This is a genomic window from Gracilibacillus phocaeensis, from assembly GCF_900626275.1.
Lineage (GTDB): Bacteria > Bacillota > Bacilli > Bacillales > Amphibacillaceae > Gracilibacillus > Gracilibacillus timonensis.
Genome location: NZ_LR131144.1, coordinates 663625 through 684728 on the forward strand (window position 1 = coordinate 663625; position 21104 = coordinate 684728).

Annotated in this window: 22 protein-coding genes; 17 read left to right on the forward strand and 5 right to left on the reverse strand. The window is 40.6% G+C overall.

What is annotated here, in order from left to right:
* The first annotated feature begins 11 nt into the window (after positions 1-11).
* From E0E32_RS10920 to E0E32_RS10935, 4 genes are all read left to right on the forward strand, one after another.
* Positions 12-980, forward strand: coding sequence for a 2-hydroxyacid dehydrogenase (locus tag E0E32_RS10920; RefSeq protein ID WP_066192658.1), 969 nt, complete (start codon positions 12-14; stop codon positions 978-980).
* Positions 981-1169: 189 nt separating this feature from the next.
* Positions 1170-1397: a hypothetical protein gene (locus E0E32_RS10925; RefSeq protein WP_066192659.1), complete on the forward strand. Its 228-nt coding sequence runs from the start codon at positions 1170-1172 to the stop codon at positions 1395-1397.
* Between the two features lie 186 nt (positions 1398-1583).
* The gene (locus E0E32_RS10930; RefSeq protein ID WP_130859767.1) at positions 1584-2354 is read left to right on the forward strand and encodes a sirohydrochlorin chelatase; all 771 of its coding nucleotides are present in this window, start codon (positions 1584-1586) and stop codon (positions 2352-2354) included.
* Positions 2326-3363 (forward strand): anthranilate phosphoribosyltransferase, encoded by a 1038-nt coding sequence (locus E0E32_RS10935; RefSeq protein WP_207302285.1) that lies wholly within the window; start codon positions 2326-2328, stop codon positions 3361-3363. The genes E0E32_RS10930 and E0E32_RS10935 overlap by 29 nt, the downstream gene beginning before the upstream one ends.
* Positions 3364-3368: 5 nt before the next feature.
* Here E0E32_RS10935 and E0E32_RS10940 read toward each other — a convergent pair whose 3' ends face one another.
* Entirely contained in the window at positions 3369-3986 is a 618-nt protein-coding gene (locus E0E32_RS10940; RefSeq protein WP_130859768.1) for a precorrin-2 dehydrogenase/sirohydrochlorin ferrochelatase family protein, read from the reverse strand.
* Between the two features lie 143 nt (positions 3987-4129).
* Between E0E32_RS10940 and E0E32_RS10945 the strand changes: the two genes are divergently transcribed.
* The 8 genes from E0E32_RS10945 (at position 4130) to E0E32_RS10980 (ending at position 11202) form a co-directional block, all read left to right on the forward strand.
* Positions 4130-4738, forward strand: coding sequence for an alpha/beta hydrolase (locus E0E32_RS10945; protein ID WP_066192664.1), 609 nt, complete (start codon positions 4130-4132; stop codon positions 4736-4738).
* A gap of 305 nt (positions 4739-5043) precedes the next feature.
* On the forward strand, positions 5044-5439 hold the full coding sequence (locus tag E0E32_RS10950; protein WP_066192666.1) for a GntR family transcriptional regulator: 396 nt from the start codon (positions 5044-5046) through the stop codon (positions 5437-5439).
* A complete protein-coding gene (locus E0E32_RS10955) occupies positions 5426-6328 on the forward strand; it encodes an ABC transporter ATP-binding protein (protein ID WP_130859769.1) in 903 nt (300 codons plus the stop codon). The genes E0E32_RS10950 and E0E32_RS10955 overlap by 14 nt, the downstream gene beginning before the upstream one ends.
* The gene (locus tag E0E32_RS10960) at positions 6303-8279 is read left to right on the forward strand and encodes a DUF6449 domain-containing protein (protein ID WP_130859770.1); all 1977 of its coding nucleotides are present in this window, start codon (positions 6303-6305) and stop codon (positions 8277-8279) included. The genes E0E32_RS10955 and E0E32_RS10960 overlap by 26 nt, the downstream gene beginning before the upstream one ends.
* A gap of 16 nt (positions 8280-8295) precedes the next feature.
* The gene (locus E0E32_RS10965; RefSeq protein WP_130859771.1) at positions 8296-8823 is read left to right on the forward strand and encodes an RNA polymerase sigma factor; all 528 of its coding nucleotides are present in this window, start codon (positions 8296-8298) and stop codon (positions 8821-8823) included.
* A gap of 138 nt (positions 8824-8961) precedes the next feature.
* Complete coding sequence (locus E0E32_RS10970; protein WP_130859772.1) at positions 8962-9219, forward strand: hypothetical protein; 258 nt, start codon at positions 8962-8964, stop codon at positions 9217-9219.
* A gap of 360 nt (positions 9220-9579) precedes the next feature.
* Positions 9580-9900, forward strand: a complete 321-nt coding sequence (locus E0E32_RS10975; RefSeq protein WP_130859773.1) for a hypothetical protein — start codon at positions 9580-9582, stop codon at positions 9898-9900.
* 261 nt (positions 9901-10161) lie between these two features.
* The gene (locus E0E32_RS10980) at positions 10162-11202 is read left to right on the forward strand and encodes a lactonase family protein (protein ID WP_130859774.1); all 1041 of its coding nucleotides are present in this window, start codon (positions 10162-10164) and stop codon (positions 11200-11202) included.
* A gap of 41 nt (positions 11203-11243) precedes the next feature.
* Here the strand turns inward: E0E32_RS10980 and E0E32_RS22235 are convergent, their stop codons facing one another.
* The 3 genes from E0E32_RS22235 to htpG all read right to left on the reverse strand — a co-directional run bounded on the left by E0E32_RS22235 (position 11244) and on the right by htpG (position 15704).
* Positions 11244-11411, reverse strand: a complete 168-nt coding sequence (locus E0E32_RS22235) for a hypothetical protein (protein ID WP_162840601.1) — start codon at positions 11409-11411, stop codon at positions 11244-11246.
* A gap of 24 nt (positions 11412-11435) precedes the next feature.
* Positions 11436-13370, reverse strand: coding sequence for an aconitate hydratase (locus tag E0E32_RS10985; RefSeq protein WP_130859775.1), 1935 nt, complete (start codon positions 13368-13370; stop codon positions 11436-11438).
* A gap of 453 nt (positions 13371-13823) precedes the next feature.
* Positions 13824-15704 (reverse strand): molecular chaperone HtpG, encoded by a 1881-nt coding sequence (htpG, locus tag E0E32_RS10990; RefSeq protein ID WP_066192679.1) that lies wholly within the window; start codon positions 15702-15704, stop codon positions 13824-13826.
* A gap of 185 nt (positions 15705-15889) precedes the next feature.
* Between htpG and E0E32_RS22625 the strand changes: the two genes are divergently transcribed.
* The 4 genes from E0E32_RS22625 (at position 15890) to E0E32_RS11010 (ending at position 18758) form a co-directional block, all read left to right on the forward strand.
* On the forward strand, positions 15890-16708 hold the full coding sequence (locus E0E32_RS22625) for a purine-nucleoside phosphorylase (RefSeq protein ID WP_286171883.1): 819 nt from the start codon (positions 15890-15892) through the stop codon (positions 16706-16708).
* Between the two features lie 11 nt (positions 16709-16719).
* The gene (locus E0E32_RS11000; RefSeq protein ID WP_066192688.1) at positions 16720-17127 is read left to right on the forward strand and encodes a cytidine deaminase; all 408 of its coding nucleotides are present in this window, start codon (positions 16720-16722) and stop codon (positions 17125-17127) included.
* A 15-nt stretch (positions 17128-17142) separates the two neighbouring features.
* Positions 17143-17808 (forward strand): deoxyribose-phosphate aldolase, encoded by a 666-nt coding sequence (gene deoC / locus E0E32_RS11005; RefSeq protein WP_130859777.1) that lies wholly within the window; start codon positions 17143-17145, stop codon positions 17806-17808.
* 413 nt (positions 17809-18221) lie between these two features.
* Positions 18222-18758 (forward strand): GNAT family N-acetyltransferase, encoded by a 537-nt coding sequence (locus E0E32_RS11010; protein ID WP_130859778.1) that lies wholly within the window; start codon positions 18222-18224, stop codon positions 18756-18758.
* Between the two features lie 115 nt (positions 18759-18873).
* Here the strand turns inward: E0E32_RS11010 and E0E32_RS11015 are convergent, their stop codons facing one another.
* A complete protein-coding gene (locus E0E32_RS11015) occupies positions 18874-20298 on the reverse strand; it encodes a purine-cytosine permease family protein (RefSeq protein WP_207302292.1) in 1425 nt (474 codons plus the stop codon).
* 343 nt (positions 20299-20641) lie between these two features.
* On the opposite strand from E0E32_RS11015, the gene E0E32_RS11020 reads away from it, so the two are divergent.
* Positions 20642-21091, forward strand: a complete 450-nt coding sequence (locus E0E32_RS11020; protein WP_130859780.1) for an NUDIX domain-containing protein — start codon at positions 20642-20644, stop codon at positions 21089-21091.
* Positions 21092-21104 lie beyond the last annotated feature (13 nt).

Sequence of the window (21104 nt, forward strand, 5' to 3'; positions counted from 1 at the left end):
GGAGGTAGACAATGAGAAAAAGCGTATTAGTAACGGAAACTATACCGTCATCCGTAAAAGAATTATTGGAAGCGGAGGTCGACGTAACAGAGTGGGGGAGCTCTGAACAAATGCCAAGAGAACAGCTACTGAAGGAGATCCATGCATACCACGGATTATTGACTTCCAAGGATAAGATTGACACCGAGTTGTTACAAGCAGCCAGCAAATTAGAGGTGGTCAGTAATATTGCCGTTGGTTATGATAATTTTGATACAGAAGCGATACAACAGGCGGGAATACAGGCTACCCATACGCCATATGTATTAGATGAAACCGTCGCTGATTTGATTTTTGGACTGATTCTGGGCACTGCACGGCGAATACCAGAGTTAGATCAATACGTTAAACAAGGCAGATGGCAGAAGGCAATAGATCTCCCTGAATTCGGTCATAATGTACACCATAAGAAATTGGGCATTATCGGAATGGGACGAATAGGGGAAAAAGTAGCTCGCCGTGCCCGCTTTGGTTTTGAAATGGATGTGTCTTACTATAATCGTTCCCGTCATGAAACGGCAGAACAAGAATTACAGGTTACTTATGAAGAATTGGATCGTTTACTGGAAAGCTCTGATTTTATTTTGCTAATGACGCCTCTTACAACAGCCACTTATCAGCTAATAGGAAAAGAAGCATTTGCCAAGATGAAAGACAGCTGCTTTTTTATTAACGCCTCTAGAGGTGCCGTAGTAGATGAACAGGCTTTAATCGAGGCATTGGAAGACAAGCAGATTGCCGGGGCAGGTTTAGATGTATTTGTGCAGGAGCCAATCGATCCTAGTCATCCTTTTTTACAGATGAATCAAGTCGTTACCCTGCCGCACATAGGTTCAGCGACTGCCGAAACACGGGAAGCAATGAAAAAGTATGCAGCTGAAAACTTGCTGACAGGACTGCGCGGTGAGCAGCCAGAGGCGTTGATTAAGGAACTACGATAGGAATAGCAAAAAATGCACAAAGGGAAGATTTCCTTTGTGTATTTTCTTACAAGTAATAAGGATGTTTTAACACCCAATACACGACATTTTTCTTAACAAAAAGGTTACATTATAAAAAAATACTTTCATATTCGGCAAAATATTGTATCATAGTAGAAGAAAATAGTTCATGTTTAATGAGGTGTAGTTGTGAGTATCTTAGTCGAATCGATGAAAATGCCAGTAGATAATTTTCTGGGCATGCTTTTATATGCAGTCATTTATATTTTTGTTACAGTAATTGTATTAGGACTTATTCTGAAGCTCATACCATACCAGCTTCCATACGCGATAAAAAGTCTGATCGTATTTATTGGTATCCTGATTAGTTTATTGGTTTGGTGGAATACGATCGCCTCCCCAGCCTTGCCGTTGTAAAGTACGGCTGCCATCAGTGGAGCTTTGCTTTACTGATGGTTAGTGCTTTGGACAATGAATCACCCTGCGCGCACATCTCCATTGCCTGGCAATATGCTGCCAGCCTCTCTGTTCTCCTTTTAGCTTCTCAGCAGATATGATAAAATTAGAATGTAAATAAATAAAATAGATAGAGGGGCTGTTAGCGTGGAAGCCGTTATATATATATGTCATGGGAGTAGAGTAGAACAAGCCAAACACGAATCAATGCAATTGCTTAGACGAGTAAAGGATCAAGTCGATGCACCGATTCAAAAGGGTTGCTTTTTAGAACTACAGGAACCAAATATATCAGACGCCGTTGCAAAAGTTGTAGAACAAGGGGCCACAAAAATTGTTGTGATGCCCATTTTATTACTCACTGCAGGACATGCTAAACGAGATATTCCCAAACTGATCGAACAAGAACACCATAAGTATCCCGAAGTAGAGTTTGTTTATGGAAAGGCGATTGAAGTGGATGACAGGATGGTAGATGTATTGGCAGAACGCATTGATGAACTACCACTTCAAAATCTGGAGCATTTCGAAATGTTGTTGGTGGGAAGAGGCAGCAGTGATCCGGATATATTAACCGATATGGAACAATTGGCAAACATGCTACAAGAACGATATCCGAATTCCTCGCTGGAGGTCTGTTTTCTAGCGGCTGCAAAACCTAAATTTGAACAACTGTTACAAGCCAAGGTAAATCAATCCAGTTCCGTGATTGTTATTCCTTATTTATTATTTACCGGGCTGTTAGATCGTGGCATCAAGGAATATATTGCTTCCTTGAATTTGGGGAACGATCAACAAGTGCTGCGAACCGATTATCTAGGGCATCACCCTAATGTGGTTGATGTGTTAGTTGATCGAACCAAAGAAGCAATGGAGGGAGCGGCTGACCGTGCAGAAATGGCTGAAGGAAGTAGCTAGAGGAAAAAAGGGCTCCAAGGATTTAACTTATCAGGAAACAGTGGAAGTAGCCGAAACCTTGCTGTCTGGACAAGCAACATCGGCACAAACCGCCGCTTATTTGGTGGCAGAACGCATCAAGATGGAATCGGCAGAAGAATTATTGGCATTTATTCATACGTTATCCGATCATGCCGACCATCTAGACTTAAGCGCCGATCGGCAAGCCCAAGCCATTGATTTTGCAGGACCGTATAATGGTCGGAATTCCTTTGCGGCCACTATTCCTGTATCGCTTTTGTTAGCGGAACATGGTGTACCTGTTTTTCTCTCTGCTAGTGACACGCTGCCTCCTAAATATGGTACTTCATTAAAAGCGATTATGCAGGAATTGTTGATATCAACGGAAGCAACTAAGCAAGAGCTGACCGCCATGGTCGAGCATGATCAGTTTGGGTTTGCCGACACCGAACAATATTGTCCGGCTCTTGCTCGCGTTCGTCCCATAAGAGAAGAGATCGGGGTGCGGACCCTATTTAACACCGTAGAAAAACTAGTCAACATTAGCCAGGCGAAAAATGTGATGCTGGGTGCCTTTCATCGGACGGCTATTAATAAATTATCGGAGGTCTTCAAGCAGCTTGATTATCAACATGTTTATGTAGTTCAAGGCTTGGAAGGTTCAGAAGATGTCCCAGTGCACCGCAATAGCTTCGTCTTTGATTGGACACCAGAGGGACTGGACTCGTTTATCGTCAGACCAGAAGATTATGGGCTGGCGAGTAAAGAATTTGATAAACAGGAAAAGTTATCGGCAGTAGAGCAGGCACATAGAGTTCGAGCTGTTTTCCAAGGGGAACAGACGGGGAAGTATCGCTATGCCTATCATCAAACCCTTTTAAACGCGGGTTTACGCTATTACCTTTTTCATATCACCTCAAGTATAGAAGAAGGAATTGAGCTTGCTAAGCAACAAATACATACGGGGCGGGCGTTGGAAAAATTGCAGTCGCTCCAGCAGCATAACTGAGGTGTCTACATCGATTTCATTTGCGCCACATGATCGAGCCAGTCTTGTTGTGCTCTCGTAGAAAAAATAGGTTCATCGACAATCGCTTGTAATAACTCCTGTCTCTTTTGGGCAGAAGCTATATGCGTACGGACTGTGATGCGGGCTTGGTATAAAAAATCGATATATTGCTCATACGAATCAGGGATTTGTTCTTCTATCGTCTGCTTTATTTTTTGTGCAAGGATAGGACTGGCACCTCCCGTAGAAATCGCAACCTGTAATCGCCCTTTGTTTATCGTGATCGGGAATTGCAGGTTGCCGACGTGTGCTTGATGGCTGGCATTTACCCAGGCTTTCTCTGGAGCATGTTCTGCCAAATATTGATTAGTCGCTGGATCGTTGGTGGCAATAATAATAACGTCTGCCTCTGTCATATGGGATAATTGACAACGTGCCTTGATCCATTGAATTTGATACTGGTCAATAAGGTTTTGTATGATAGATGATATTTCCGGACTGACAATCGTTATATTGTGATGAAAAGGAAGCAGTTTTTGCAATTTTCTTGCTGCTACCGTTCCTCCGCCTGCTAAGACAATTTTTTTATGATGCAGATTCACAAATAAAGGTATGAGATACATGGATAAATCTCCTCGCCGTGATGGTTTTTCTTCATTTTAGTATGAGTAATCACTTTAGACAAGCGGTTTGACAGAAAGTATGATCTTTTTTAAACTTAATATAATAAATAGTTTGATTTCGAGAGAAGAGGAAGGGTGATAAGATGAAGCATATTTTCAAAGAAGGAAAACAATTACAGGGCCCCACCTTACTTTTATTACATGGCACAGGCGGTACAGAAACGGATTTGCTGCCGATTGCAGAACGACTGGATCCAGATGCCAATGTGTTAAGTGTGCGTGGCAACGTGTTGGAAAATGGCATGCCGCGATTTTTCAAACGGTTAGCGGAAGGCGTTTTTGATGAAGAGGATTTGCGCTTGCGGACGAAAGAGTTATATGAGTTTCTGGATGAAGCGGCAGAGGAATACCAATTTGACCGTAACTATGTGATCGCCGTAGGTTACTCGAATGGCGCAAATATCGCAGGAAGTTTGTTATTTCGCTATCAGGATGCTCTATCTGCTGCTATCTTACACCATCCAATGGTCCCAAGCAGGAACATCGAATTGCCAGAGCTGACTAATGTGAAGGTTCTGATTACCGCTGGACATAATGATCCTTTGTGTACAGAGCAAGAATCCTTGGACCTGGAGCGAATTTTGAAGGATAATGGTGCTTTGGTTCAGATTCATTGGGAGAATAATGGCCATCAGCTGACCCAAACAGAAGTTGCTGCAGCAAGCGAATGGTATCAAAAAGAAATGAGTTAAAACAAGACCTTGTATTCCGTGATGGAGTGCAAGGTTTTTTATGGTTGCCATAAAAGAAATGACGACCAAAAAAGTTCGGAAAGCTTAGAAAATGGTTGTCATGATCAAGATAATCCCCCGTTTTATTTTCCAGGTTTGGTCCATCATTTAAGATCGTCAATGTTCCTTAAGTGATAAAAGATCAACACATGGAAGTCTAAAAAATTAAAAAACCCTCTTGCAATTTTTCAAAAATCATCTATAATTAACTGTATTAACATAACTAGTACACCTAATACAATTAATACAGTGAAAGGGAGGGTGCCATGTTTGAATTAGATTTGCGCAGCAGGCAGCCGATTTATGAGCAATTAGTGGATAAATTCAAACAGCTCATTATGAGTGAAGTACTTCAGCAAGATGAACAGTTACCCTCGGTACGATCACTAGCACAAGATTTATCAATTAATCCTAATACGATTCAAAAGGCATACCGAGAGTTAGAAGCACAGGGCTATATTTATTCTGTAAAAGGAAAGGGTAGCTTTGTCAGTCAAATATCACAGATAGATAACACAGCAGAGATCAAGGAAATTAGAGAACATTTGAAACGATTAATGGTCGAGGCTTTTTTTCTCGGCATGACAAACCAAGAGATGAAGCAAATAATAGAAGAGAGTCAGACATCAGTGTTAAAGGGGGATGCTTATGATCCAGATTGAGCAATTGTCAAAGCATTTTGAAAAAAATAAGGTGCTGCAACAGATTAACTTATTCGTTAAAAAGGGTTCAATTTATGGATTACTTGGTTCGAATGGCGCGGGCAAAACGACATTGCTAAAAACGATTGCTGGTATCATTAAGCAGAATCACGGGAGTATCCTGATTGAAGACAACCCGGTTTTTGAGCATACGCTATTAAAAGAACGAATGATTTTTATTCCAGATCAACCCTTTTTCTTTTCACAATATACCGTTAAGCAAATGGCATCATTTTATGCCAATACCTATCCATACTGGGATCAAAAACGCTTTGATCATATGCAGCAGTTATTGGATTTAAATCCGAAAGAGAAAATCCATAAATTCTCCAAAGGAATGCAGCGCCAAGTAGCTTTTTGGCTGGCTTTATGTGCTCGCCCGGATTACTTAATTATGGATGAACCATTTGATGGGCTTGACGCCGTCATCCGACGTAAAATCAAGTCATGGATCATTCAGGATGTAGCGGAACGTGATATGACTGTACTTATTTCCTCGCACAACCTTCAAGAAGTGGAGGACATGTGTGACGCGATCGGCGTATTACATCGTGGTAAGCTCTTGATCGAGAACAATCTTGATGATCTAAAATCCGATACACATAAGGTGCAATTTGCCTTTAAAGGCGAAGTGGATGAGGCAGCTTTATTAGAAGGATTACAGATTATTGAAAAGGAAAAACGAGGCAGTGTTTATGTTTGTGTGATTCGAGGGGATCGAACAGATATTGAAGAAAAAATAGGGAAGTATCAACCAGTGATTTTTGATATTTTGCCGTTAACATTAGAGGAAATCTTTATTTATGAAATGGAGGATGCGGGCTATGGGATCGAGAATATTCTCTTATAAAAAAGAATTAATGAAACAAAGTTTTCGATCAACTGGCTGGATTGGCATCGCCTATTTATTGGTATTATTGCTCGTCTTACCAATACGCGTTCTCATGGAGCTGTCCAATGAGGAATTTAGGCTCGGACTTGCGCAAGAAGAAATGTGGGAGCATACCGATATCTTTCTATCCTTGGGTTCTGCTTTTCAAGTGCTTTTTATTGTTATCTTTTCTGTATTGGCTGGTATTTTCGTTTCCCATTATATGCACGCAAAGGGGTCTTCTGATTTTATGCACAGTCTGCCCTTGAAACGCTCCACCATTTTTATTCATCAGCTGGTGATGGGGTATATCCAATTGTTAGTTCCTGTTGTGATTACTGGTTTGATCTTACTGGCGCTGTTGAATATCGATCAAGTGGATATCATTTATCAAAGTGACGATATTTTTCGCTGGTTTTATTATACGATGACGTTCCAAACCTTGTTCTTTGCTTGCAGTTTATTTATCGGACACCTTACCGGTAATTCAATTGTTCAAGGTGCACTTACCTATATTACCCTGTTTTTCCCGGCGGGTATTATCTTTTTGCTGCAAAGTAATTTGGCGCTATTATTAATTGGTTACAGCGATTCCTTTACGCCAGATGCGTTAATGTACCGTTTATCGCCAATTATCTGGCTGATAGATAATATGTATGGCGTTTCGGATGGCTGGACGTTATGGTATTACTGGATTGTTGCCCTTGTCTTTATCGTTGTGGCTGCTTTGCTTTATCAGATAAGACCAGCAGAAGTAACACAACAAGCCTTTGCGTTTCCAATTATCAAGCCTATTTTTAAGTTTGGGGTTACCTTTTGTATGATGTTGCTGGGCGGCATGTATTTTGCGGTGATACAAGGTGCAAGCCTTTCTTGGTTAACGGTAGGTTATGGATTAGGAGCTGTGATTGGCTATGTATTGGCAGAAATGTTAATTCAAAAAACTTGGCGTGTGTTTGCCAAGTGGAGAGGATTTGTCGTGTATATCGGCATCTCGATTATTTTACTCTTATCCGTTGTCTTTGATTGGTATGGATTTGAGTCTAAAATTCCAACCGCTGACCAAGTAGAGGGAGTGATGATTAACACTGGAGAGATGGGAAGCAGGTACTATTTAAATGAGGAGTATGATTCCGATTATTTTGTGGAAGATCATCAAAGCATTCAAGATACGATCTCGCTGCATCAAGAGCTACTGGATCGGAACCGACACTCTACTTTTGACGGCATTTTCTATTCCAATAACGTAACGCTAACGTATTTATTATCCAACGGCCAGCAGATGACGAGGGAATACACAATGGATGATATTACGACACTAGATCCATACCTAGAACGAATGGCACAGCATGATAATTTTAAAAAAGCTATCTATCCGTGGCTATTTGAGGAGGGTATTACATTCCGGTCTGTTTACCTTTATGGTTACCAGCAATCACAGGAGATAACGTCTCCGGAAATGATCGATAAGCTAGTGGAAGCTTATCGGCAAGATGTGCTTGATATGGACTATCAAATGCTTAGACGGGCAGATGTACAATCTACGCTTTCGATCGAATTTCAACTCCATGATGGAACGTCTATTGGTCATGGTGTTCCGGTGAATTTTCGGCATGTGATTGAGTTGTTGCAAGAAGAAAACATGGATGACTTAATACAAGTCAACGAAGATGATGTGCGAATGATTGCTATTACGGATGGAACAGGGAATTCGGAAGATTTTTACTCTTTTCCATTTCAAGAGGTACCAGGAAATTGGCTGCAAGTAACGAATGAGGAAGATATCAGTGAGCTAATGAATATACAAGCAAATGAAGCTGGTGAATGGCAGATTGGTTTTTACGGACGTGGGGATGAATTATTGTATATCATTCCGATTGATTCGTCGCAATTACCAACTAACATAACCAGTCAATTAGAGTCATCATAAAGGAAGGTGAAGCAGTATGTGGAGCTATGATGTCATTGTTGATCAATTTCAAGCCATGATGTATTATACCGCCTTCAATGTAGTAAAAGACAAACAAACTGCGGAAGACGTTGTGCAGGAAACATGGATCAAAGTGCTGAAGCAAGGCAAGAAAATAGCGCAGGTAGAAAAGCTGGGTTCCTGGTTAAAAACAATTACGACCCGAACGGCCATTGATTTACTCCGCAAAGAGAAACGCTCGCATACCTGTTTGTTTCAGGATCCTAATTGGCTGGAAGAGCTGGATTTGTGTGCGGGGGACTTTGTGGAAGAACGTTTAAATTGTTCAATCCTATTGGAAGAGTTAGAACAATGTATCGGTAATCAGCAAAAATTATTGGCTGTCTTTCAACTAAAATTCAGGCTGGAGTTTGATAATCAACAAATAGCAGAGATGTTAAATATTAGTAATTCAGCGGTGAAAACACGACTGTTCAGAATCAGAAAATTACTTAAACGTGCGGAAGTTGTAGAGGATTTTTCCGAATTTGCAGTCGGTGCATAATATGTATATGCAACTGTTTTTTACAAAGGGACTTCTTTTAATGGAAGTCTCTTTTCACTTAGGTAAAATAGGTTTATAATGACAGTAGCAAGGAGAATGATAACTAACTCCTGTCAGTGTAAATAAAGGATGAGTAATGTGGGGCATTTTATCTATGTGGTATTACCATGGTTTTTTCTAAGTGTGTGTTTGATCGGGATGATTATTAGTTTATTCAAACGATTGCCTTATTGGTGGGGGTTTCTTAGCTGTGCCGTAGGTGTAGTGATCTATCTGATTGGTAATGAAATGGTAGGGGGCTACAATGGGATGAGTTTGAGTCTGATTGGCGCTTTGCCCTTTACCATTGGCTTGTTTATTTTATTTTTTCTATTTGTAGGAAACAAATTCCAATGAGATGCTGGGGTTAGATAGAACAAGATAGCAAATAATAAGGTGTATCCTAACGAATGGAGGAATACACATGAGAAACAAACGAATGCTGTCTGTACTAGCGTCGGTTGGAATTGGTGCGTATGCCTATTACCATATGCGCCGCAACAAAACAATGATGTAATCGATAGCGAGGGGAAACTCGGCAATTGTCGAGTTTCCCCTCGTATGCTATTCTAGACGGGCATGCTTCCTGTTCTTGTAAATGACTGCCTATTGTATGTGAGACTAAGAAGAAAAGGCAGCCTCGATCCCGTATCATCTAACGGACAAAAATCCGTACAATCATGAAATATTGTCCGTAATGAATCTGACAGACAAAAAATGGAGAAATCACGAAATATTGTCCGTAAGACCGAATCTAACGGACAAAAAAATGCGAAATGGCGAAATGTTGTCTGTAAGAATGAATCTAACGGACAAAAGATGGAGAAATCACGAAATATTGTCCGTAAGACCAAATCTAACGGACAAAAAAATGCGAAAATGCGAAATGTTGTCCGTAAGAACGAATCTAATGGACAAAAAATGGAGAAATCACGAAATATTGTCCGTAAGACCAAATCTAACGGACAAAAAAATGCGAAAATGCGAAATGTTGTCCGTAAGAACGAATCTAATGGACAAAAAATGGAGAAATCATGAAATGTTGTCTGTAAGATCGAATCTAACGGACAAAAAAAGCGAAATCGCGAAATGTTGTCCGTAAGACCGAATCTAACGGACAAAAAAATGCCAAATCACGAAATATTGTCCGTAAGAATGAGCACAATACTGCTTCGTCTTATCTGCATGCTTGTAACTAACACAGCTCATGGTGGTACCAAGTACACTTCTTGGTTTTAACAATTATTTTTTGCTATAATAAAAGGGTGAAAACACGGAAACAACGAAAGGTGGAGGAAAATGACAAAATATATCGGCTATATCGGATCTTATACAAAAAAGGAAAGTGAAGGAGTATATAAATTTATTTTAGATACAGAAAAGAAACAATTAAGCGGTGTAGAGGTGGTAGCCTCTCTTGATAACCCTACATATGTAACGATAAGTAAAGATAATCAGAATCTCTATGCGGTGGCAAAAGAAGGAAATCAAGGTGGCGTGACGGCATTTGAAATTGCGGATGATCAGGGAAGCTTACGCCCGTTAAACAGTCAAGTAACACCTGGATCAGCTCCTTGCCATGTCAGTGTAGATAGTCAAAAACAACTAGTGGTGGCAGCCAACTACCATACTCAGTTAGTGGAGGCATTCGCAACCAATTCCGATGGATCCCTGCAGGCACCAACTTCTGCCAAGCATGAAGGGAATGGGCCTCATGAAAGACAAGAAAAGCCACACTTGCATTTTGCAGGATATACACCAGATGAACGTTTTGTGGTGGTAGTCGATTTAGGAACGGATACGATCACGACATATCAACCTCAGGATGGTAGTTTGGAAGAAGTGAATGTGTTAAAGACAAAACCAGGTAGTGGTCCTCGTCATATCGCTTTTCATCCCAATGGAGAATATGCTTATGTAATGACAGAGCTTAGCAATGAAGTGATTGTCTTAAAATATGATCAGCAGGACGGTCGTTTTGAAGAATGGCAGTATATCTCAACATTACCAGAGGATTTCACGGAGAACAGCCAGGGAAGTGCGGTTCACCTTTCCTCTGACGGTCGGTTTGTTTATGCTGGAAATCGAGGACATAACTCGATCGCTGTGTACCGCGTATTAGATGATTTTACCGTGGAATTTATCGAATGGACAGATACAGAAGGGGATTGGCCACGTGATTTTGTTTTAGATCCTTCTGAACAGTTTATTGTAGCTTCCAATCAGGAATCTGGCACCATCGTATTATTTGAACGTGATCCAGAAGCAGGCACGTTAACGCTTGTCCAAAAAGATGTAGCTGCACCGGAAGCCGTTTGTTTGAAATTTCTTTATGCATAAAATTAAGAAGTGCCCTGTCTTGAAAAAACAGGGCACTTTTGCTATTCAATGACTCGGTTTGTTTCATCTACTTCTAACTTCTCAACTGTCTCCATACGGGCAATATAACCATCTCCATGGCAGATGGAACAAGTATATTGCCACTGGTTATCATCCATTAACAGACCTGTTCCATCACAAGCCTTACAAGCAAACTGTTGGGAACCCATAAACGAACACCCCTTCCATTGGGATTATTGTTTTTGTTTAATCCAATTAATAATACCGCCTTGTAAGATGATATCAAGCTGTCGATCGGTTAAATCATGCTGTACCTGGATTTGTTGCTCGGATCCTTTGACCTGAATCGAAAAGTCTCGTTTTTCTTTAAGGGTATCATGGATGTGACGAAATTCCAGGATATCTCCTTGTTTAATCTTTTCAAAATCCATTTCATCGACAAAGGTTAATGGTAAAATCCCGAAGTTAATCAGGTTTTGTAAATGGATCCGGGCAAAATCCTTCACCAGTACCACTTTTAATCCCAAATAACGCGGCGCAAGTGCAGCGTGTTCTCGACTGGAACCTTGACCATAATTGGAACCGGCAATAAGCGTGTGTCCACCACTGTCACGCTTTTTCATCGCCTTCTCATAATAGTCTTCATCGATAATTTCAAAGGCGAAGGTACTAATTTTTTGAATATTACTACGGTATGGCAATACTCTGGATCCACCAGCTAGGATCTCATCGGTAGAGATATTGTCCGTCATTTTTAATAATACAGGCAGATCGAAATTATTTTCAATAGCTTGAAAATCAGGTATGGAGGAAATATTTGGTCCTTTTTCCAAGTTGATCTCACGATTGTCTTCTGGTGGTGCCTCCAACATACCCTGTGTAGAGAATTTGGTTGGCTCACTAATAGTCGGATAGTCCATCTCCAAGCTGCGTGGATCGGTTATCTTACCTGTCAGGGCAGAAGCGGCAGCTGTCTCTGGACTACATAAGAAAACACTATCCTCTTTGGTACCTGAGCGTCCCGGGAAGTTTCTCGGCGTGGTGCGCAGACTGTTTCTTCCTGTAGCTGGCGCCTGTCCCATACCGATACAGCCATTACAGCCAGCTTGATGCATACGGGCGCCAGCCGATAAAAGATTGGCGATATGGCCGTTTTCGACAAGCTGTTCCAATAATTGCCGCGAAGTAGGGTTAATATCGAAAGAGATACCTGCCGCAATTTGTTTGCTTTTAACAATCTCACTAGCAATCGCAAAATCACGATAACCAGGATTTGCCGACGAGCCGATATATGACTGATAGATGGTCTCTCCAGCTACCTCTGCAACTGGAACGACATTGTCTGGACTGGATGGCGTTGCAATTAATGGTTCTAACGTAGATAAATCAATATGATCTTCTTCATCATAGCTAGCCCGTTTATCAGCAACCAGTTCTGTCCAGTCCTCTTCACGTCCTTGTTGTTGTAAAAATCGCTTGATCTCCTGATCGGAAGGAAATACTGTTGCTGTTGCACCAAGTTCGGCGCCCATGTTGGCAATCACATGTCGATCCATTGCCGATAATTCTTGGACTCCTGGGCCGTGATATTCAATAATTTTACCAACACCGCCTTTTACTCCGTGACGGCGTAACATTTCTAGGATGACGTCCTTGGCACTTACCCAGTCTGGTAATTCTCCGGTTAATTCAACGCCCATCACACGTGGCATTTTTACATAATAGGGTTCACCGGCCATTGCCATGGCGACATCAATCCCACCGGCGCCAATTGCTAACATGCCCATACAGCCATTGGCACATGTGTGACTATCCGACCCTAACAAAGTTTTACCTGGTTTGGCTAGCTGTTGCATATGGACAGGGTGGCTAACTCCATTACCTGGCCTGCTGTAATAGATGCCAAACCTCTGAGCCGCACTACGCAAAAATAGATGGTCGTCGGCATTACGAAAGTCTTCTTGAATCAAGTTATGATCGACATATTGAGCTGAAGCTTCGGTCTTCACCTTATCAATTCCCATTGCTTCTAATTCCAGCATGACCATTGTACCTGTTGCGTCTTGCGTCAATGTCTGGTCTATCTTCAGTCCGATCTCTTCACCAGCATTCATCTCACCTGACAGTAAATGTTCTTGAATTAATTTCTGCGCTACGTTTAGCTGCATGCTTTCTCCTCCTTATGTTATACTGTCTTGCTTAGAATATGCTTATATAGTAATTATTACACCTGTGAGTTGTCGTTAAACTGTAAAAATGGGGAAGTGACAATATTTTATGTAGGAAATCTTTGCTTAAGAGGTTATAGCCTATTGATAATTAGATAATTACCAAGACCACAAGTGATGAATCTCGCGGACTGTAGAGAGGAAAACGCGTTCCTGAGTCCATAAGAATGAATCTTGTGAATGAGAACTGAGGAAAAAAGATCGCACTTGACGTGAGATAGCTCTGGAAAGCAGAGGGCTTGGCTAGAGTGTTGTTAGGCACTAATTATTCTCTCAAAGTACCCGATTTATCGATACGCTGATTTTGAGGATCCAATCGATTCAAAATATAATGAGGATTGTATTATTATCCTCAAAAAAAAGATACCGGAAAAAACCGGTATCTTCATGACCTTACACCATCACCTTACACATATCATTCGTAAGTGCAACAGGATCTTCAACAGGAAGACCTTCGATTAACAAGGCTTGGTTGTATAGAATATTGGTATATAATTTAACCTTTTCTTGATCAGAACCATGGGCGCGTACCAATGCATCGAAAATCTCATGCTTATTGTTGATTTCCAATACTTTAGTCGCTTCGATGTTTTGATTATCTGGCATTTGCTTTAATACCTTTTCCATTTCAATCGATACTTCACCCTCAGCAGATAAGCAAACCGGATGCGACTTCAAGCGAGTAGATAGCTTAACATCCTTCACTTTACCGCCTAAGATTTCTTTCATCTCGTTTAGTAAATCCTTATGCTCTTCTTTTTGCTTTTCTGCTTCTTGTTTGGTCTCCTCATCCTCTAGATCAAGGTCACCGCTAGAGACATTCTTGAATTCTTTCTCGTCATAATTCATTAGCATACGGATCGCAAATTCATCGACTTCATCAGTGAAATAAAGGATCTCATAACCTTTATCCTTGACTAATTCGGTTTGTGGCAGTTTTTCAATCCGGTCATGCGATTCGCCTGTTGCATAATAAATATGCTCTTGATCCTCTGGCATGCGTTCGACATACTCTTTTAAGGATACTAATTTGTTTTCACTCGAAGAATGGAACAGTAATAAGTCCTTTAACGTTTCTTTGTTGGCGCCGAAGTCGGAATAGACACCAAACTTGATTTGTCGGCCAAAGGCTTGGTAGAAACGTTCATATTTTTCACGATCGTTCTTCAGCATGCTTTGTAAGTGATTTTTGATTTTCTTTTCTAAGTTTTTGGCGATTAGCTTCACCTGGCGATCTTGCTGCAGGATTTCCCGGGAGATATTTAAAGATAAATCCTCGGAGTCAACAATCCCTTTGACAAAACTGAAATGATCCGGTAATAGGTCAGCACATTTTTCCATAATCAAGACACCGTTAGAATAGAGCTCCAACCCTTTTTCATATTCCTGAGAATAATAATTGAACGGTGGCTGTTCTGGAATATAAAGGATTGATTGGAAACGTACGGTACCGTCGACACTGATGTGCTGATGGCTTAATGGTTTGTCAAAGCCAAAACGTTTCTCTTGATAAAAGCTTTCATAATCCTCATCTGTTAACTCCTGTTTATTTTTGCGCCAGATTGGCACCATACTGTTAACCGTCTTTTCTTCGGTAACATCGATGAATTCTTCTCCTTCATCGTCTTGCGGTTGTTGTTCGGTTATATCCATCTTGATTGGGTAGCGGATAAAGTCAGAATATTTTTTGATAATCGTCTGTAGTTGGTTTGGATCTACGAAATCATCGTAATTTTCTTCTTCTTGATTTTCTTTGATTTGGATGACGATTTCTGTACCAACGTCTTCCTTTTCGATCGGTTCAATGGTATAACCCTCGACACCGTCAGACTCCCATTTGTAACCTTCGTCACTGTAGAGTGAACGTGTATAAACGGTTACTTGATCGGCTACCATAAAAGAAGAGTAGAAACCAACCCCAAATTGACCAATGATCTCTTGTCCATCCTTCATATCAATGTCTTTTTTGAAATCAAGGGAACCACTCTTGGCAATGATACCAAGGTTATTCTCCAGCTCTTCTTTGGTCATTCCGATACCAGTATCTTTTACGGTTAAGGTACGAGCTTCTTGATTTGGTTCAATACGAATAAAATAATCTTCTTGGTTAAAAGATATATTTTCATCCGTCAATGCTTTATAATAGATCTTATCAATCGCGTCACTCGCATTGGAAATCAATTCACGTAAGAAAATTTCTTTTTGTGAGTAGATAGAGTGCACCATCATTTCTAACAGCCGCTGTGATTCGGCCTGGAATTGCTTCTTTTCCATGTCGTATTCCTCCTCTATTTCTGTCTACTATGTATTTTAGCACTCTTTGCTTCTGAGTGCTAACACTTTACATAAATATCATATATTTAATAGACTGTCAAGAATAATAGTGTGAGTACGGACTTTCCGTTTATTTCTATATAAAAAATGATATAATAAAACCAAACGTAAGTAGAAACGGAGGAATGGCAATGAAGCAATTAAATGAAGCAACGAATTTTTTACAGCAAAGAATCAATGGCAAGCCAGCGATCGGATTGATTCTCGGCTCGGGATTAGGCGTGCTTGCTGATGAGATCACAGAGGATACGAAAATCAAGTATGAAGAAATCCCAGGGTTCCCTGTTTCCACCGTGGAAGGACATGCAGGACAGTTAGTTATTGGCCAGCTGGATGGGGTTGAAGTGATCGCCATGCAAGGACGCTTTCACTACTATGAAGGATATGGACTAGACGCTGTCACTTTTCCGGTCCGTGTAATGAAGGAATTAGGTGTCAGCACATTAATTGTTACCAATGCAGCCGGCGGAGTCAATCAATCCTTGGAACCGGGCGATTTAATGTTAATTACAGACCATATCAACAATACCGGTCAAAATCCATTAATCGGGGAGAATGTGGCTGAGCATGGTGTACGCTTTCCAGATATGTCGACGGCTTATGATCGAGATTTACAAGCAATCGCCAATCAAACAGCGGAAGCTCTAGAGCTCCCACTAAAACAAGGGGTGTACGTATGGAATACCGGCCCTAGCTATGAAACACCAGCCGAGATTCGCATGTTAGATAAAGTTGGTGGCGATGCAGTTGGCATGTCCACTGTACCAGAGGTAACCGTCGCTCGACATGCTGGCATTAAATGTCTCGGTATTTCTTGTATTTCCAATATGGCGGCAGGTATTCTCGACCAGCCATTGACACACGACGAGGTGATCGAAACCACCGAAAGAGTGCGGGCCAGTTTTTTACAATTTGTGAAGCACTTAGTGCAAAAAATTGGCTAGAGAGGAGGGAAATGATGCAAACGAAACTTATCGAAGAGGCAAAAAAAGCGATGAAAAAAGCCTATGTACCCTATTCGAACTTTCAAGTAGGTGCCGCCTTGTTAGATAAAGACGGACACATTTTTCATGGCTGTAATATTGAAAATGCCGCTTACCCTATGTGTAATTGTGGTGAGAGAACGGCTTTATTTCATGCTTATGCCAATGGTTCGCGAGATTTTTCCATGATGGCAGTTGTCGCCGATAGTGACCGGCCCGTTTCACCATGTGGGGCTTGTCGTCAGGTGATGGCAGAATTGTGCGAGGCTGATATGCCGGTGATTTTGACCAATTTACAAGGGGATGTACTGGAAACGACGGTGCAGGACTTGCTGCCAGGCGCATTTATCTCAGACGATATGTCTAATGTACAACAATAAAGGAGTGTAGCAAATATGACACTAGCAAATAAGATAGATCATACGGCATTAAAGCCAGATACGACGAAAGAACAGATAGAAACCTTATGTCAAGAGGCGAGAGAACATAGCTTTTTCTCCGTATGTGTGAATCCAACCTGGGTAGAGACAGCGGTTGCATTATTAAAAGGATCAGATGTGGCTGTATGTACGGTGATTGGTTTCCCATTAGGAGCCACCACACCTGCCGTCAAGGCCTTTGAAACCAAATATGCTATCGAAAAAGGCGCTACAGAAGTGGATATGGTCATCAACATCGCTGCCCTAAAGGATGGCAACCATACCTTGGTACAGCGAGATATCGAGTCCGTAGTGCAAGCAGCAGGGGAGAAGGCCTTAGTCAAAGTGATTATCGAAACATGTCTGCTCACTGATCAAGAAAAGGTAGCTGCCTGTGAACTGGCTGTTGCGACTGACGCTGACTATGTCAAAACCTCAACAGGCTTTTCGACAGGAGGCGCTACCGTAGAAGATATTCGCTTAATGCGAAAAACAGTAGGACCAGACATTGGTGTGAAGGCTTCAGGCGGTGTCCGGGATCGTGAAAAAGCAGACGCCCTCTTGGAAGCAGGAGCAAGCCGAATTGGCGCTAGTGCCAGTGTAGCGATTGTGAATGGTGGAGCGAGTAATAGTGATTATTGATAGGGCAGGATGATTGGTAGAGAGAATACTTTTTTGTTAATAATTAATATCCTAGTGGAGTGCTCTTGGCTTTCACTAGGATATCATTCTAAAGGAATAAAAAATTGGATCACCATAATGCATCCAAATGATATCGAAGAAATGATATTATTTAAAGAAATATATGTTAGTGTTTAAATTTTTGTATTTATGTTAGTTTCCTAAACATGGAGGATATGGCATTGATCATAGCACTCGATCCATACTTTCCAGCACTTCGGACTGTCTTAAAAGATTGAAAAGGAAAATGGAATTCTCCACTCGTAGACCGCAGTTATTTACCAGGGGATAATCAGAAGAAGGGGTGTTTTTGGAAGTTAAACAAGTTACGACTCCATGCGATGAGCCAACTATGAAAGGAATGGAACTAGAAAATGATCCAACTTGAATATTTCGAAGAGAAAGATTTTAAGGATTTGATGGATTGGATACCTTCAGCAGAATTTCTTCTTCAATGGGGAGGTCCCCAATTTGTATTTCCTTTGACCAAGGATCAACTTCATGATTACATCAAACATGCCAATCTACATGATTCCGAAACGTATATTTATAAAGCAAAGGATTCTGTAACAAGGAAAATGATTGGGCATATTTCATTAAATAAAGTGGATAGAAAAAATAGATCAGCTCGAATAGCTAACGTATTAATTGGTGATAAAGCTTCCCGCGGAAAAGGAATGGGAGAGGTAATGGTAAACGAACTTCTTCCTATTGCGTTTGAAGAATGGAAGTTGCATAGAGTGAGCCTTGGTGTATTTGATTTTAACCAATCGGCTATTCATTGTTACGAAAAAGTTGGATTTAAAAAAGAAGGACTATTAAGGGAATGCCGTAAGATAGGGGGAGAATATTGGAATCTTTTAGAAATGAGTATTTTAGAGGATGAGTGGAAGACGTTATCCTATAAATAAGCCAAATCCAAACCCGATTACTTATCGTTGGAAAATAAATAGGATGAAAAATATAAAGTAACTCTATCCACAAAAGGAAAAACCCTCTACAAATTCATGTAGAAGGTTTAACACGTCAAGTAATATAGTCTTCTCTTTCAATATCATCAGTTTCTTTTTTAAGATAATATTTTCCTTTGGTCGTACCGGCGATAACAACGGTTAAAACCGAGGCCAGTATGGCGGCGAAAAATGCTGCTGTGCTTTGCAGAAATTCCCCCATAAATCCTAACGCAGCCACGGTTCCGAGACCACTAGCAATGATCAGCGAAACAACACCCACTGGATTCCATTTATGCAGATTTTCTTGTCTCACCTCATAATATCCAGGACCAATTTTTAACATACGCTTCACAAAAACAGCATCCGTCACAAGAATAGCTGCCCAGGATAATAGGAAAACTCCTTGGAATGTCAATACGGTATCCAGATGGTTTACAATGTTGGCGAGCATTAAGATGATTGCAGATACACCTGTTACCACCACCCAAAAACGTCTGCCCGGTTTAAAATGAAAAATATTTTCAAAAAAATTAGATAAGGACAGGGAGCCGCTATAGATATTTGTCACGTTAATTCTTACTTGGGTAATCATGGTGAATAATGCGCCCCAAACGCCAAGAAGTGTAACAATATATACACCCGGATTGGGCTCTCCTAAACGAACACCGAACCAAATGCCAAGGCCGCCCATAACCCCGAAACAGAAAATTTGCGGGATAAATCCAATAGCAAATATACCAATTTTACGATCCTTTGGTTTAAGGAAACGGGCATAATCGGAAGCCAGCAGGGGGGTTAGACCCATAATGCCATGTTGCATTCCAATACAAAGCAGCAAGGCTGTGCCTCCAACCTGCACATTTTCTGGCATATATGTCCAAAATTCGCCCTCATAAAGAGATGGTTTCATTGCAGCTACAATAATGGCAGTTAATAAAAATATAAAAAACAATGGCAATGACCATTTCTGCAATTTATCCAATTGCTTAATGCCAAACCAATTTAACGGAATAACAAGAGTTCCAAAGAAAAGAATCAAAGCCCACTCCGGGATAACAGGGAAGAATTCATGTACAGCAGCAACTAGAATAAGTCCCTCAAGTGCGCAATACATAATAAAATTGGTGGCATAAATCAAGGAAGTCAAGGACGCACCAATATAACCAAAACCGCCGCCTCTTGATAATAAGTTGACGTTCGTACCAGATTTTGCTGATAGATACGCAATGAATGTTCCGAGGATACCAGCTACTACGATAGCATATACAGCAGAGATAATGGCATTAATTGCGCCAAATTGCAGGGCCATCACACTTCCCATTTGAAAATAAAATATTGCCGTGGCAATGCCAAAAGTAATATTAGTAATACTTAACCAGCCCATGTTTCTTTTGTGGACAGGGACTCTGCCCAATGAATAGTCATCACTAGAGCTTTGGGTTTGATTTTGATCTGATGAAATATCAGAACGCACATCATCATCTCCTTTTGTATACATTTTCACATATTCTTTGCTTACGAAAGTTCGTACAGAAATCAGACGAACTTTTATATAGTATCAATTATTTAGAAACCGAACAAATGCAATGACTGTTCATATTCCCGTGTGTAACACAGGGAAGCTTCCTCTATCTGCTAAACCCCTCGTTTATCATAGGATTAAGGAAGATATGCTATTTTGTAGTCGTTTCATTCAGCAATTCAATCGACGAATCTTTTATATAAATGAGCTGGCTAATTACTACTGTTATTTACTCAAAAATCCCCATGATAATGTTGTAACCGATTACTTTTCATTGTATAATAAGCTTTATGTAAAATATTGAAGGGGTGTTAAATACATGCATGATCATTTATTTCAGGTACGGGTTACGGGGATTTTAGTTGAAGATGATAAAATACTTATAGTAAGACAAAATGTTTCCACAAAAAGAAATTGGTCACTTCCAGGTGGGCGTTTGGAAGAAGGGGAAACGTTAGAAGAAGGTGTTAAAAGAGAATGGAAAGAAGAAACAGGGATAGAAGCTCAAGTCATTAAATTGTTATATGTATGTGATTTTCTTGAAGCCACTTCACCTTTACTACACATAACATTTCTCCTGAGCAAAGTTGGTGGCTCGATAACCCTTCCTTCTAATGAGTACGATGCAAACCCTATATCGGATGTGAAAATGGTACCGATTAGCGAGTTAGAACAATATGGATTTAGCACAAGATTTACGAATTTAGCTTTATCTGATTTTCCTCATGCTGGTCAATACATGGGAGTGAAATCGAATATTGGATTGTAGAATTTAGCGAGGA

Coding starts and splice junctions, on each gene's coding strand:
- E0E32_RS22625 (WP_286171883.1), top strand. CDS start 15,890: ATGGCAATGAAGCAATTAAATGAAGCAACGAATTTTTTACAGCAAAGA.
- E0E32_RS11000 (WP_066192688.1), top strand. CDS start 16,720: ATGATGCAAACGAAACTTATCGAAGAGGCAAAAAAAGCGATGAAAAAA.
- E0E32_RS10975 (WP_130859773.1), top strand. CDS start 9,580: ATGGAGAAATCACGAAATATTGTCCGTAAGACCGAATCTAACGGACAA.
- E0E32_RS10940 (WP_130859768.1), bottom strand. CDS start 3,986: ATGTATCTCATACCTTTATTTGTGAATCTGCATCATAAAAAAATTGTC.
- E0E32_RS10955 (WP_130859769.1), top strand. CDS start 5,426: ATGATCCAGATTGAGCAATTGTCAAAGCATTTTGAAAAAAATAAGGTG.
- E0E32_RS10960 (WP_130859770.1), top strand. CDS start 6,303: ATGGGATCGAGAATATTCTCTTATAAAAAAGAATTAATGAAACAAAGT.
- E0E32_RS11020 (WP_130859780.1), top strand. CDS start 20,642: ATGCATGATCATTTATTTCAGGTACGGGTTACGGGGATTTTAGTTGAA.
- E0E32_RS11015 (WP_207302292.1), bottom strand. CDS start 20,298: ATGTATACAAAAGGAGATGATGATGTGCGTTCTGATATTTCATCAGAT.
- htpG (WP_066192679.1), bottom strand. CDS start 15,704: ATGGAAAAGAAGCAATTCCAGGCCGAATCACAGCGGCTGTTAGAAATG.
- E0E32_RS10980 (WP_130859774.1), top strand. CDS start 10,162: ATGACAAAATATATCGGCTATATCGGATCTTATACAAAAAAGGAAAGT.
- E0E32_RS10945 (WP_066192664.1), top strand. CDS start 4,130: ATGAAGCATATTTTCAAAGAAGGAAAACAATTACAGGGCCCCACCTTA.
- E0E32_RS11010 (WP_130859778.1), top strand. CDS start 18,222: ATGATCCAACTTGAATATTTCGAAGAGAAAGATTTTAAGGATTTGATG.
- E0E32_RS10950 (WP_066192666.1), top strand. CDS start 5,044: ATGTTTGAATTAGATTTGCGCAGCAGGCAGCCGATTTATGAGCAATTA.
- E0E32_RS10985 (WP_130859775.1), bottom strand. CDS start 13,370: ATGCAGCTAAACGTAGCGCAGAAATTAATTCAAGAACATTTACTGTCA.
- E0E32_RS22235 (WP_162840601.1), bottom strand. CDS start 11,411: ATGGGTTCCCAACAGTTTGCTTGTAAGGCTTGTGATGGAACAGGTCTG.
- E0E32_RS10965 (WP_130859771.1), top strand. CDS start 8,296: ATGTGGAGCTATGATGTCATTGTTGATCAATTTCAAGCCATGATGTAT.
- deoC (WP_130859777.1), top strand. CDS start 17,143: ATGACACTAGCAAATAAGATAGATCATACGGCATTAAAGCCAGATACG.
- E0E32_RS10920 (WP_066192658.1), top strand. CDS start 12: ATGAGAAAAAGCGTATTAGTAACGGAAACTATACCGTCATCCGTAAAA.